Origin of the sequence: Bradyrhizobium sp. SZCCHNR1098 (assembly GCF_032489375.1) — a bacterium.
Taxonomy (GTDB): Bacteria; Pseudomonadota; Alphaproteobacteria; order Rhizobiales; family Xanthobacteraceae; genus Bradyrhizobium.
Genome location: NZ_JAUEXY010000002.1, coordinates 466,421 through 478,812, shown reverse-complemented (window position 1 = coordinate 478,812; position 12,392 = coordinate 466,421). Strand labels below are relative to the sequence as shown.

Genomic DNA, 12,392 nt, shown 5'->3' with positions numbered 1-12,392 from the left:
GGGTCTCGTGTGCCGGGCGCTGCGCCCGTGACATGGACTGTCGTCTCTTAGTCCGGCTGAGGCTGACCGGGCGCCTGTTGCAAGTGGGCTATATCGCGTAGCCCGCTTGAACTCCTCGTGTGACAGGCCTTCAGATTCGGCTGTTCGGGTGATCGTTGAAAGCTACCAGCCATCGCGAGGAAGGTGATCGCGTGCTGACGGCGATCACGCTGACGCCCGGCGGCCAGCTCAGCCGCGCGAATTCTGCAAGAACCAAGCGGACAAGTGAATACATTGGCGCTGCGATGGCAGGGGTCGGCGTAAACAGACGCCCGCACTTCGGGCGACGCAACCATGCGGCGGCATTTCCAGATGCCGCCCACCGGAAGAAGCCGCCACAACTCAATATTCGCAATCAAGAAAGCGTTCGACATTATTTCCCCAAACAAATCTTTCCGCTATGGACGCCGGGTACAAGAGCTTGCGCGCCAAGGTCGCTGGATGCCGTCGGCGTGACCTTCTCGAAGCATAGACGTGTGGAGGAATGGCCGCTTGCCAGAATCGGCTACCAATTTCGACGAGAGAGCTTTGTTGTGCCTCTGGCCTCAACGAATGATGTTCATCGGGCGTCTGGGTACGCTGCCGCTGCACCGGCATCCAATATCGGTCTGCCTGGTGGCGCTTCAGGCCCCTCTGCGGATCGGCACCACAATGGCCGGGGAGAGCCTGGCCTGCCTTACCGCCATCGTCCCCGCAGGCTTGGCGCATACCCTTGATCTAAGCGGGGCGCCGGTCGCCGTGATATACAACGACCCTGACGATCCTTACTATCGGCGCCTCTCGCCCCGTCAGAGATGTGGCCTAAGCTCACTGGACCCTGACATCGAAAGTTCGCTTATCGTCGCTGTGCGGAATCTCTACGCGCTGCATCAGACAGGTGATAAGCTACGCTTCGACGATTTCGATTTCGCTGCTGAACAGGCATTGGGAATCGAACCGCGCCCACCACGGTTCGATGCGCGGGTTGAACGTGTCGTAGCTATCATAAGGGCTGACATCGCCCGCAATCACTCGATCCAGGAACTGGCCCGGCGAGTCGACCTTTCCCCTGGTCGCCTGCAGCATCTGTTCGTCCAAGAGATTGGGGTGCCACTTAGGACGTTTAGGATTTGGATTCGTTTCCGGCACGCTGTGGAGCGTGTGGGAAATGGCGATTCTATCACGTCGGCGGCGCTCGATGCAGGCTTTTCGAGCTCCAGCCATTTCAGCCACGCCTTCAAGGCAACCTTTGGCGCTACTGCCGCCAGCGTGCTCAAGGACGCTCCGTCTAGGGTCCGGATTCAGTTGATCGAATAACTACGATGGCCGCGATGGGCGCCGGAAACTGACGGTTTTTCCCTCTTGCTGCCACACGTCATCCTCGAAATGCCTGTCGCAGAAATTATCTGCGTCTCACTTGAGGGGTGCAGTCCAGAGATGTCACCGTAATTGTCTCATGACGTCGTCGGCGGCGGACCGAGTGCGGTCTCGATCAGCAGCGTGTCGCAATATTCGATCCATTCCAGGATACGGCCGTTCTCCAGGCGAAGGACGTTGCAATAGCTGTTGTTGTAGATCTTGCCGTCGCTCGTCGTATTGCGGCCACGCGCCTCGACCACGACGCGGTCATCCTCGGCCGTCAGCCGGATCGGGATGGTGGTGATGCGGCCGAGCCGCGCCCGCAGCGGCGCGAACAACTCGGCGAGAACGGTCGCCTTGCCGTCATAGCCGCGCGACCAGGATCCGCTGCCCATGATGACGAAGCGGAAATCATCCGCGAGACGATCGAGTAGCGGCTGCGGATTGCTCTTCGCCAGCTCGTCGAACACATGCTGCACGATCCGCTTGTTGTCATGACCCGTGGCTTCTGCGGCGCTCATCGGCAAACCCTCCTTGAATTCAGGCATCGTCGCATCAACCCGTCTGCCTGAGCGCAGCCGGAAACGGTCCCAGCACCGCTTCCGTCAGCGCCGAGTCGCAGTATTCACGGATCTCGACGATGCGCCCCTCGTGCAGCCGATAGATCAGGCAGTAGTCGTTGTTGTAGGGCCGACCGGATCTGGTGCGCATCTCGCCCTTGGCCTCGACCACGACGAGGTCGTCATCCGCGATGAAGCGCAGCGGAATGGCGCGGCGTCCCTCCGCCAGCAGGCTGTTGAGATGGCCATGGAGATTGCGCAGCAGCGCCTCCTTGCTTCTGATCGTCTGCGACCACGAATATTGTCCCGTGATCACCATCGTGACGTCGTCGGCGATGGCCGCGACATAGGCCGCGCGGTCGCCGGCGGCGGCCTTGGCGAGCAGGTCCTGCATCAATTGCTTGTTGGCTCTTGCGGTCATGTCATCTGTCTCCGATCTCCTCTGCAACGGAGCGAAGCATGACGGGTGGCGGCGCATTCTTCCAATCGATATCGGATATGATATCAATTCGGCCCATGAATTTGGCCGCGCTCGACCTCAATCTGCTGGTGGCGCTCGACGCGCTGCTCCGCGAGAGCAGCGTCAGCCGGGCTGCGCTGCGGATCGGACTGTCCCAGCCGGCCACCAGCCACGCGCTGCAGCGGCTGCGCGACTTGCTCGGCGATCCCCTGCTGGTCCGCACCGGCGCGCGGATGGAGCTGACCCCGCGCGCCCTTGCGCTGCAGGCCCCGCTCGCCCAGGCCCTTGATCAGGTGCGCGGCCTGTTCACGCCCGACGCGTTCGACGCTGCACGGAGCGAACGCCAATTTCGCCTGATGATGCCTGATCTCGCGGTCGAGCTGCTGATGCCGTCGTTGATGGCCAAGGTGACGCGCGCCGCGCCCAACCTCCGCATCGACGTCGTGCCTTGGCGAGGCCCTGCGATCTTCCACGCCGAGTTCGCCCGCACCATCGACATGGTGATCTCGATCGGCAACGCCTTCAAGGGCTTCCATCGCCAGTTGCTCTACGCCGACAGCGATGCGCTGGCGGTGCGGCGCGGTCACCCGGTCGGCAGGCGACTGAGCCGGCGAGACGGCTTCCTGGCCGCCCGGCATGTCGCGGTGGTGCTGCGCGGCCAAAGCGAGGACCTGATCGATGGCTGGCTGCGCAGCAAGGGCTGGGAGCGGCGGATCGCGCTGGTCGTGCCGAGCTACATCGAGGCGCTGCATGTCGCCGCGCGCACCGATCTCGTCGCCTTCGTGCCGCGCCGCCTGATCGCGGCGCTGGCGCAGGCCTTGTCGCTGTCGACCGTCGCGCCGCCGCTCGATCCTGGCATCGACGAACAATACATGTTCTATCCGACCAGGGCGCAGGTCGAGCCGGGGTCGATCTGGCTGCGCACGCTGATGCTGGAAACGGGCCGCGAGCTCGGCGGCGCGCCAGGACGTGCGACGAAACCGACATGAGCGGACGCCGGCGGGCGCCCGCGCGTCGTGCTCTGTCAGGCCGCCAGCAGCGAAATGCGTTGATACAGTCGAGGTCGCGCAGGGTGGGCAAAGCAGCCGCCCGGCAGGGCGGCAGCGTGCCCACCGCGGTGCTGCGTACTCCGAGTCAGATGGTGGGCACGGCGCGCGATCGAGCGCAGTCTGCGGTGAATACGGTGATGCGCGCCTTTGCCCACCCTACCCTCCAAACCGGCTAGCGCAGCAGCGGCATGAATTCCGGCTCGTTCAGATTTTTGGCTGGCGTCCGCCTTGTTGTCAGGCTATCAGACGCCCGCTGCGCGGATGCGCACCGTAAGCGTCTCACGTCAGGCAACGCATTCAACGGATCGGCTCGATCCGGAGGAATGCAGGATGCGTTGCCCGTGATCGACCGATCGAATTCCGGAACTGCCATCATGAATCCATCTGGTGAACGGCGCGCGCGCAGAAAACTGCCCACGCGCTATGCGGCTGTCGTCATGCCACTGACACTCTCGGTGCTGATGACGTTCGTCGTGTCGGCGATCGCCACGCTGAAGAGTCTTGGACCGACGCCGGCGTTCATCGCGACCTGGCCCGCAGCGTGGGGCATCTCCTGGCTCGTCGCGTTCCCCACGCTGCTCGCTGTCCTGCCGCTGGTGCGGCGGATCGTGGCGCTCGTGGTGGAGACGCCCAAGCCGAATTAAGCGAAAGCAGCGGGGCCGCTCAACTGCGGCCCCGCTTCAACGGGTATCATGCAAGCCGCTGTTTGGGCCGTGAATCCGACTCATCCACCGCTGTCGTCCCGGACAAGCCGCGGCGCGCACCAGCGCGGCGCGGCGCCGATCCGGGACCCATACTCCGCGGCCGTCGTGATGGGCAGAATGCCAATGACCGGTGTGCCTCAAACCACTCCCTGTGGGTATGGGTCCCGGCTTTCGCCGGGACGACAATGGAGCATATTGATATGCGCGGCCGTAGGGTGGGCAAAGCGGTCGCCGAAGGCGGCAGCGTGCCCACCGTCTCGCTGCGCACTCGCAGCCTCGATGGTGGGCACGGCGCGGGTAACATCTCGCTGAACTCATCAGCAGCGTGGCGCGCCTTTGCCCACCCTACAAACTACACGCTCAGCGCGCCCTCACTGCCCCAGCCCGTGCGCGACGACCTTGCGCATGACGTTGGGCAGCGCCTCGCCGTCGAGGGTCGCGATCGGGACCCAGCGCATGCCGTCCGGCGCGCGCGTCCGGGCGGGCACACGCGCCGTGTAGACCACGAGCTCCAGCGGGAAATGGGTGAAGACGTGGGTGACGACGCCGAGCTTGCGGTGCCAGCGCTTTACGCCGGCCAGCTCGGGCGCCTGGGCGAGCGCGTCGGCATCGTCCTGGCCGGCGAGCCATTCCGAGCCGGGAACCTCGGTCATGCCGCCGAGCAGGCCCTTTGCGGGGCGGGAGCGCACCAGCAGCTCGTCGCCCCTGGTGACGACGAAGGCGGCGCCGCGCCGGAGCGTGCCGGTCTTCTTGGCGGCCTTGCGCGGGAACGTGTCCTGGTCGCCGCGCTCGCGTGCGGCGCAGTCCTCGCTCAAGGGACACAGCGAGCAGGCCGGCTTCTTCGGCGTGCAGATGGTGGCGCCGAGATCCATCAGTGCCTGCGCGCTGTCGCCGGCGCGGGACGGCCCGAGCAGGGTCGCCGCGAGCGCCTGGATCTGCGGCTTGGCCTGCGGCAAGGCCTCCTCCACCGCGAACAGCCGCGACACCACGCGCTCGATGTTGCCGTCGACCGGCATGGTCAGCCGATCGAACGCGATCGCGGCGATGGCGGCCGCGGTGTACGGACCGACGCCGGGCAGCGCGCGCAGCCCCTCCTCGGTGTCCGGGAACGCGCCGCCATGCTCGCGCAGCACGGCGACGGCGCAGGCATGCAGGTTGCGCGCCCGCGAATAATAGCCGAGGCCGGCCCACATCCTGAGCACGTCGTCGAGCTCGGCGCCGCCGAGCGCCGAGACATCCGGCCAGCGCGCCAGGAATTTCTCGAAATACGGCCCGACCGCCTTCACCGTGGTCTGCTGCAGCATGATCTCGGACAGCCAGACGCGATAGGGATCGGAGCGCTGCCCGGCCGGCGCGCGCCACGGCAGCCGCCGGCGGTGGCGGTCGTACCAGGCGAGCAGTTGTGCGGGACGCTCGGCGGAGCCGCGATTCTCTGGTCGGCTCTTGCGCTTGGAAGGAAGGGCTGATGACACCATTGGCTTAATCTAGTACGTCAGGAGCCATCGTCGCCCGCTGGACCGCCGTCTCGTCTGCGGCATCCACGGCTTTCTTCGAGCCCCGGCGGCTCGGACGGGCGGCAGACCACGAGAAGCCTGTATCGATGGCAAAGCCCGGCCGCCTCACCGCAAAGCCATTGTCGCTGATGATGGGCGACGTGCTGTCGGCCGCCTATGCCAAGCAGGGGTTTGCCGCGCGCGAGCTGGTCACGCGCTGGCCGGAGATTGCCGGGCGCGAGATCGCCGAGCATGCCCAGCCGCTGAAGATGCAATGGCCGCGGCCGGTCGAGGGCCAGCCGCAGGAGCCGGCGACCTTGATCCTGCGCGTCGAGGGGCCGATGGCGCTGGAGATCCAGCATTCGTCGGACGTGATCCTGGAGCGGGTCAATCGCTTCTTCGGTTGGCACGCTGTGGGCAAGCTGGCGCTGCGCCAGGGGCCGCTGTTGCGCCCCCCGGTGAAGCGCCGCCCGGTGCCGCCCGATCCGAACACGGTGGCGAAAGTCGCGCAGACCCTGACCGCCATCGAGGACGACGCCCTGCGCGACGCCCTCGCCCGGCTGGGCGCCGCCATCAAGCGAAATTGACGCTTCCCGTTTGATCCCGGTTTGCGACCCGGCATTGCCTCAAGCTGGGTTTCAAGCTAGCGAAAAGCCGAGTTACGAGTGTTTCAGGCGCGAGATGCGCCCATTCCGGAGCAGAGCCTTGATCATCACCCGCCGCGCCTTCACCGCAGCCTTGTCGCTGACCGGCCTCGCCGCTCTGGCGGGCCTGTCCCCGCTGCGGCTGATCTCGGACGCCATGGCCCAGAGCGCCACCGATGTCGCCAAGCCGGTGTCGCTGCCGGACATGGCGATCGGGCCGGCCGACGCCGCCGTCACCATCACCGAATATGCCTCTATGACCTGCCCGCATTGCGCCGCGTTCAATGCGACCGTGTTCCCGAAGCTGAAGGCCGAATACATCGATACCGGCAAGGTGCGCTACATCTTCCGCGAGTTCCCGCTCGACATCAAAGCCGCGGCCGGCTCGATGCTGACGCGCTGCATCGCCAATGGCGACGCACAGAAGTATTTTGCCGTCACCGACATGCTGTTCCGCTCGCAGAACGACTGGGTGGTGAAGAACACCACCGAGACGCTGACCCGGATCGGCAAGCAGGCCGGCCTCAGCCAGCAGCAGGTCGAGGCCTGCCTGAAGGACCAGGCGCTGCTCGACAAGATCGCCGCCGACCAGAAATACGCGAGCGACATTCTGAAAGTCGATTCGACGCCGACCTTCTTCATCAACGGCGAGAAGATCAAGGGCGAGACTTCGATCGAGGAGTTTCAGAAGAAGATCAACCCGCTTCTGAAGAGCTGATTCGAATCACTGAGTCCTCAAAGACACAGCGCGGCCCCTCAATGGGGCCGCTTCTGTTTCGTGGGCCGTTCGCCACGAGAAAGCCTTGGAAAAGCAGGGCCGGCGGGTTGCCCTGGGGACCGGCCCTCGCCATTGTCCCGCCCTCAGAATGGGGCGCCAGGGCGACTCAGTCCACATTGACATTGCCTTCCATGGTATTGTCGGGGCTAGGAGATTCGTCTCCCGCCAACAGAGAATCTGTACATGAAACTCACCCGTCTTCGTCTTCACGGTTTCAAGACGTTCGTCGAACCGACTGACTTCGTGATCGAACCCGGCCTCACCGGCGTCGTCGGTCCGAACGGCTGCGGCAAGTCGAATCTGGTCGAAGCGCTGCGCTGGGCGATGGGTGAGACCTCGCACAAATCGCTGCGCGCCGCCGACATGGACGCGGTGATCTTCTCCGGCTCGAACACGCGTCCGTCGCGCAACCACGCCGAAGTGGTGATGACGATCGACAACAGCGATCGCACCGCGCCAGCCGCCGTGAACGATCGCGACATTCTCGAGATCTCGCGTCGCATCGAGCGCGAGGCCGGCTCGGTCTATCGCATCAACGGCCGCGACGTGCGCGCCCGCGACGTGCAGATCCTGTTCGCCGACGCCGCCACCGGCGCGCGTTCGCCCGCCCTCGTCCACCAGGGCAAGATCGGCGAAATCATTCAAGCGAAACCTGAGCAGCGCCGCCGCGTGCTCGAAGACGCCGCCGGCGTCGCCGGCCTGCATGCGCGCCGCCACGAGGCCGAGCTGCGCCTGAAGGCGGCCGAGACCAATCTGCTGCGCGTCGAAGACGTCATCGGCCAGCTCTCCGGCCAGATGGAAGGCCTGCGCAAGCAGGCGCGGCAGGCGATCCGCTACCGCGAGGTCGCGGCCAAGGTGCGCAAGGCGGAAGCCACCCTCTATCATATGCGCTGGATGGGCGCGCATGCCGATCTCAACGACGCCGCCCATGTGCACGATGTCGCCGTGCGCGAGATGGCGGAGCGGACCCGCGAGCAGGCCGAGTCGGCCCGCATCCAGGCAATCCGTTCGTCGCATCTGCCGGCGCTGCGCGAGGCCGAGGCCCGCGCCGCCGCGACGATGCAGCGGCTGAAGAACGCCCGCGACCTGCTCGACCGCGAGGAGCTGCGCGCCAAGGAGCGCGCCGGCGAGCTCGATCGCCGCCTGATGCAGCTCACCGCCGACGTCGCCCGCGAGCAGCAGCAGAACCAGGACGCGCAGGTCGCGCTGCAGCGGCTGGAAACCGAAGACGCGGAGCTGAAGGAAGAGATCAAGGCGCGCGTCGAGATGCGCAGCGGCGTCGACGAGCGCGTCGCCGAGGCCGAGGCGCTGCTGGCCGAAACCGAGCGCCAGTTCACCGAGCTGACGACGCAGCTTGCGGACCTCACCGCCCGCCGCAACCAGCTCGAAGCCAACGTTCGCAGCCACCGCGATCGTCTCGCCCGCCTCGACCAGGACATCGCCAATGTCCGCGCCGATGAGGAGCGGCTGGCGCAGGAGACCGCCCATCTCGGCGATCTCGACACGCTCGCCGCCTCGCTCGAAGCGGCCGAGGAGGCTGAGGCGCAGGCCGAGGCCGCGGTGCAGACCAACGAGTCGGCGCAGGCCAATGCACGGCAGAAGCTCGAAGCCTCGCGCGCCCCGCTCGCCGAGGCCGAGAAGCGCGCTCAGCGGCTCGAGACCGAGGCCCGCACCATCTCCAAGATGGTCAACAGCGAGACCAAGAATCTGTGGCCGCCGATCATCGACGGCGTCACGGTCGCCAAGGGCTATGAGAAGGCGCTCGGCGCCGTGCTCGGCGACGACCTTGATGCGCCGGTCGACGCGTCCGCGCCGATGCATTGGACCGTGGCCGGCGCCGAGGTCATCGACCCCGCGCTGCCGGATGGCGTCGAGCCGCTCGCGGCCTATGTCCAGGCACCGCCGGAGCTGTCGCGCCGTCTGGCGCAGATCGGCGTGGTGTCGCGTGATCGCGGCGCCCAGCTGGTGTCGCAGCTCAAGACCGGCCAGCGGCTGGTGTCCTCCGAAGGCGACGTCTGGCGCTGGGATGGCTTCATCGCCGCGGCGCATGCGCCGACCGGCGCGGCGCGTCGCCTGGCCGAGCGCGCCCGCCTGATCGACATCGAGGCCGAGCTGGAGCAGGCACGCATCGATGCGACGAACAAGCGCCAGGCGCTCGAGAGCGCCGAGGCCGAGGTGCGGGCCGCGACCGCCGCCGAGAGCGCCGCGCGCGAAGCCTGGCGCGCCGCCCAGCGCGAGGTGAACTCCGCGCGTGAGCGCCACGCCAATGCCGAGCGCGAGATCAACCGCCATTCGGCGCGCAAATCGGCGCTGGTCGAAGCCTCGACCCGCCTCGCCCACGACCGCGCCGAGATCGCCGAGCTGCACCAGAATGCGCTGGAGGCGATCGAGGAGCTGCCGGCGACCAACGAAGCCGACGGCCGTCTTGCCGCCGTGCGGGCCGAGATCGAGACCAAGCGCCGCGCCGCGGCGCAGGTCCGGGCCGAAGCGCAGGCGCTGGCCCGCGAGGCCGAGCTCGCCGACCGCCGCGTGCAGGCAATCATCAGCGAGCGCAACGACTGGTTCAACCGCATCCGCGGCGCCGGCTCGCAGATCGCCACCATCGAGGCCCGCATCGCCGAGGTGAAGGACGAACGCGCCGAGCTCGAAAACGCGCCGGAGATCTTTGCCGAGAAGCGCAGCGCGCTGATCGACGAGCTCGCCATCGCCGAAGGCGAGCGCCAGGTCGCCGCCGACGCGCTGGCCGAGGCCGAGACCGCGATGGGCGACACCGACCGTGCCGCCAAGGCGTCGCTGGAAGCGCTGTCGAAGTCGCGCGAGGCCGCGGCCCGCGCTGAGGAGCGACTCGAAAGCGCCAAGCGCCGCGTCGGCGACGTCGAGCGCGAGATCCACGACATGCTCGAATGCGAGCCGCAGGCGGTCGCGGCCATGGCCGAGATCGGCCCGGACACGCAACTGCCGCCGCTGCACGAGATCGAAGAGAGCCTGGAGAAGCTGCGGCGCGACCGCGAGCGGCTCGGCGCCGTCAATCTGCGCGCCGAAGAGGAGCTCACCGAGGTCGAGGGCTCGCACACCGCGCTGACCACCGAGCGCGACGACCTCGTCGAGGCCATCAAGCGGCTGCGCCAGGGCATCCAGAGCCTCAACAAGGAGGCGCGCGAGCGGCTGCAGGCCTCGTTCGAGACCGTCAACGACCACTTCAAGCGTCTCTTCACCGAGCTGTTCGGCGGCGGCGAGGCCGCGCTGCATCTGATCGAGAGCGACGATCCGCTCGAGGCGGGCCTCGAGATCATCGCCAAGCCGCCGGGCAAGAAGCCGCAGACGCTGTCGCTGCTGTCGGGCGGCGAGCAGGCGCTGACGGCGATGGCGCTGATCTTCGCCGTGTTCCTCACCAACCCCTCGCCGATCTGCGTGCTGGACGAGGTCGACGCGCCGCTCGACGACCACAACGTCGAACGCTTCTGCAACCTGCTGCACGAGATGAAGGGCTCGACCGAGACCCGCTTCATCATCATCACCCACAACCCGATCACCATGGCGCGCATGAACCGGCTGTTCGGCGTCACCATGGCCGAGCGCGGCGTGTCGCAGCTCGTCTCGGTCGCGCTCGACGAGGCCGTGAAGATACTCGACCAGCAGGTGGCGTGATCCTGCTCCGTCATTCCGGATCGCCGCCTGCGCGGCGCCCGGACTGACGCGTGGAGAGGACCGATGATCTCTCCTGATCTGCCCGCCGCGCTGAAGGCATCCCTCGAAGCCAGGCTGCACGGGCAGTCGCGGCAGGAGGCCGCCGCCCGCGCGGCCCGCATCTCGGATTCCTATCGCAGCGGCGGCAATTCGGGGACGATCACGAGCGAAGCCGACGCGATCGCCTATGCCGTCGTGCGGATGCCGGCGACGTATGCAGCGGTGGTGGCCAGCCTGAATGCCGTGATGCAGGCGAGCCCGGACTTCGCCCCGGCCTCGCTGCTCGATGTCGGCGCCGGTCCGGGCACCGCAAGCTTCGCTGCGGCGGACGCATTCCCGTCGCTGGCGTCTTTCGCCGCCATCGATTCCAATCCCGCCTTGCGCACGCTCGCGCTGGCGCTCGCTGGCGACGCGACACGCATCCGCGACCTCGACTACGCGCTGGGCTCGGCGCGAGCGCTGCTCGAGCGCAGCACGGGCGCCGATCTCGTCATCGCCAGCTACATGATCGGCGAACTGAGCGACGCCGAACGCCCGGGCATCATTGATGCGCTGTGGACGAGGACCGGCGATACGCTCCTGATCGTCGAACCCGGCACGCCCGCCGGCTATCAGCGCATCATCGCGGCGCGCGACCGCCTGATCGCGTCCGGAGCCCACATCGCCGCCCCCTGCCCGCACGCCGCGGCGTGTCCACTGATCGCACCGGATTGGTGCCATTTCGCCCAGCGGCTGGCGCGCTCGCGGGCGCATCGCGAGCTCAAGGGCGCGGACGTTCCGTTCGAGGACGAGAAGTTCAGCTTCATTGCCCTCACCCGCAAGCCCGCGACGCATCGGCCCGCCGCACGCGTGCTGGCGCCGCCGGCGGTCACCAAGGTCGGGGCAACCGCGAAGCTGTGCCAGGCGGATGGTGCCGCCAGGGTCGTCAGCATCCCCCGCCGCGACAAGCCCGCCTTTGCCGCCGCGCGGCGCTGGGACTGGGGTGACGGCGTGGAGCCGCCAGGTTCGTAGATACCTCGGCCGGCGCCCCATGGTTAACGGTGGGTCGTATTCGTCTCTCATTTTCGCGATTTCGCGAAACCGGCGAGAAATCCGCGCTTGCTACGGTGAGCTGCAACAGGCGCTGAAGGCGCTGCTCACAAGGGAACGCGTTTCGATGTTCAGGACGATGATGATCACCGCCGCACTGCTGGCTTCGGCAGGAACGGCCCTGGCAAACAGCCACGGTGGTGGATCCTCGGCACCGCCCCCGCCGAAGCAGGAAGGCCCGCCGGCCAAGGCCATCGTCGGCAAGAACGGCCCCGTCCTGGTCGATCCCAAGGGGATGACGCTGTACTACACCGAGCGCGACAACACCGGGAACAAATCGACCTGCGACGGTGCCTGTGCCGAGAAGCGGCCGCCGCTGATCGCACCCGACAACGCGACCGCCAGCGGCGACTTCACCGTCATCACCCGCAGCGACGGCAAGAAGATGTGGGCCTACCGCTACCGTCCGCTCTACACCTCGCAGCTCGACAGCGCCCCGGGCGATATCAAGGGCAACGATCCCACGCAGCAATGGCGGGTCGCCCGTCCCTATTGAGCCCTGCGCATCACTGCCTCCGGCGCCCATTCGGTCGCCTGGGCGCCCATCGAAC

The 12,392-nt window shown here is 67.1% G+C and carries 12 protein-coding genes; 8 read left to right on the top strand and 4 right to left on the bottom strand.

Annotation, left to right across the window (positions count from 1 at the left end; genetic code table 11):
- Positions 1 to 924: 924 nt before the first annotated feature.
- A complete protein-coding gene (locus tag QX135_RS06445; RefSeq protein WP_315738324.1) occupies positions 925 to 1,104 on the bottom strand; it encodes a hypothetical protein in 180 nt (59 codons plus the stop codon).
- Between QX135_RS06445 and QX135_RS32425 the strand changes: the two genes are divergently transcribed.
- Positions 1,021 to 1,335: a helix-turn-helix domain-containing protein gene (locus QX135_RS32425; RefSeq protein WP_409997676.1), complete on the top strand. Its 315-nt coding sequence runs from the start codon at positions 1,021 to 1,023 to the stop codon at positions 1,333 to 1,335. The genes QX135_RS06445 and QX135_RS32425 overlap by 84 nt on opposite strands.
- Positions 1,336 to 1,472: 137 nt before the next feature.
- Here the strand turns inward: QX135_RS32425 and QX135_RS06440 are convergent, their stop codons facing one another.
- Both QX135_RS06440 and QX135_RS06435 read right to left on the bottom strand, forming a co-directional pair.
- On the bottom strand, positions 1,473 to 1,898 hold the full coding sequence (locus QX135_RS06440) for a nuclear transport factor 2 family protein (protein WP_316176835.1): 426 nt from the start codon (positions 1,896 to 1,898) through the stop codon (positions 1,473 to 1,475).
- Between the two features lie 34 nt (positions 1,899 to 1,932).
- Entirely contained in the window at positions 1,933 to 2,358 is a 426-nt protein-coding gene (locus tag QX135_RS06435; protein WP_316176836.1) for a nuclear transport factor 2 family protein, read from the bottom strand.
- A gap of 95 nt (positions 2,359 to 2,453) precedes the next feature.
- Between QX135_RS06435 and QX135_RS06430 the strand changes: the two genes are divergently transcribed.
- Positions 2,454 to 3,386, top strand: coding sequence for a LysR family transcriptional regulator (locus QX135_RS06430; RefSeq protein WP_316176837.1), 933 nt, complete (start codon positions 2,454 to 2,456; stop codon positions 3,384 to 3,386).
- Positions 3,387 to 3,820: 434 nt separating this feature from the next.
- Positions 3,821 to 4,090: a DUF2798 domain-containing protein gene (locus QX135_RS06425; protein WP_316177270.1), complete on the top strand. Its 270-nt coding sequence runs from the start codon at positions 3,821 to 3,823 to the stop codon at positions 4,088 to 4,090.
- Between the two features lie 431 nt (positions 4,091 to 4,521).
- On the opposite strand, the gene mutY is transcribed toward QX135_RS06425, so the two are convergent.
- Positions 4,522 to 5,625 carry an A/G-specific adenine glycosylase gene (gene mutY, locus QX135_RS06420; protein WP_316176838.1) on the bottom strand — a complete coding sequence of 368 codons (1,104 nt, stop codon included), beginning with the start codon at positions 5,623 to 5,625 and terminating at the stop codon, positions 4,522 to 4,524.
- Between the two features lie 125 nt (positions 5,626 to 5,750).
- Between mutY and QX135_RS06415 the strand changes: the two genes are divergently transcribed.
- From QX135_RS06415 to QX135_RS06395, 5 genes are all read left to right on the top strand, one after another.
- On the top strand, positions 5,751 to 6,230 hold the full coding sequence (locus tag QX135_RS06415; RefSeq protein ID WP_315738329.1) for a DUF721 domain-containing protein: 480 nt from the start codon (positions 5,751 to 5,753) through the stop codon (positions 6,228 to 6,230).
- A gap of 118 nt (positions 6,231 to 6,348) precedes the next feature.
- Complete coding sequence (locus QX135_RS06410) at positions 6,349 to 7,005, top strand: DsbA family protein (RefSeq protein ID WP_315738330.1); 657 nt, start codon at positions 6,349 to 6,351, stop codon at positions 7,003 to 7,005.
- Between the two features lie 243 nt (positions 7,006 to 7,248).
- Positions 7,249 to 10,713, top strand: coding sequence for a chromosome segregation SMC family protein (locus QX135_RS06405; protein WP_315776154.1), 3,465 nt, complete (start codon positions 7,249 to 7,251; stop codon positions 10,711 to 10,713).
- 63 nt (positions 10,714 to 10,776) lie between these two features.
- Positions 10,777 to 11,763 carry a small ribosomal subunit Rsm22 family protein gene (locus QX135_RS06400; RefSeq protein WP_315786785.1) on the top strand — a complete coding sequence of 329 codons (987 nt, stop codon included), beginning with the start codon at positions 10,777 to 10,779 and terminating at the stop codon, positions 11,761 to 11,763.
- A 145-nt stretch (positions 11,764 to 11,908) separates the two neighbouring features.
- Positions 11,909 to 12,337, top strand: coding sequence for a hypothetical protein (locus tag QX135_RS06395; RefSeq protein WP_315738333.1), 429 nt, complete (start codon positions 11,909 to 11,911; stop codon positions 12,335 to 12,337).
- Positions 12,338 to 12,392: the final 55 nt, after the last annotated feature.

Bases quoted from the DNA above. Each gene is read 5' to 3' on its own strand.
- QX135_RS06445 (WP_315738324.1), bottom strand. From the start codon at position 1,104: ATGCTGCAGGCGACCAGGGGAAAGGTCGACTCGCCGGGCCAGTTCCTG.
- QX135_RS06440 (WP_316176835.1), bottom strand. From the start codon at position 1,898: ATGAGCGCCGCAGAAGCCACGGGTCATGACAACAAGCGGATCGTGCAG.
- QX135_RS06435 (WP_316176836.1), bottom strand. From the start codon at position 2,358: ATGACCGCAAGAGCCAACAAGCAATTGATGCAGGACCTGCTCGCCAAG.
- QX135_RS06430 (WP_316176837.1), top strand. From the start codon at position 2,454: ATGAATTTGGCCGCGCTCGACCTCAATCTGCTGGTGGCGCTCGACGCG.
- QX135_RS06425 (WP_316177270.1), top strand. From the start codon at position 3,821: ATGAATCCATCTGGTGAACGGCGCGCGCGCAGAAAACTGCCCACGCGC.
- mutY (WP_316176838.1), bottom strand. From the start codon at position 5,625: ATGGTGTCATCAGCCCTTCCTTCCAAGCGCAAGAGCCGACCAGAGAAT.
- QX135_RS06415 (WP_315738329.1), top strand. From the start codon at position 5,751: ATGGCAAAGCCCGGCCGCCTCACCGCAAAGCCATTGTCGCTGATGATG.
- QX135_RS06405 (WP_315776154.1), top strand. From the start codon at position 7,249: ATGAAACTCACCCGTCTTCGTCTTCACGGTTTCAAGACGTTCGTCGAA.
- QX135_RS06400 (WP_315786785.1), top strand. From the start codon at position 10,777: ATGATCTCTCCTGATCTGCCCGCCGCGCTGAAGGCATCCCTCGAAGCC.
- QX135_RS06395 (WP_315738333.1), top strand. From the start codon at position 11,909: ATGTTCAGGACGATGATGATCACCGCCGCACTGCTGGCTTCGGCAGGA.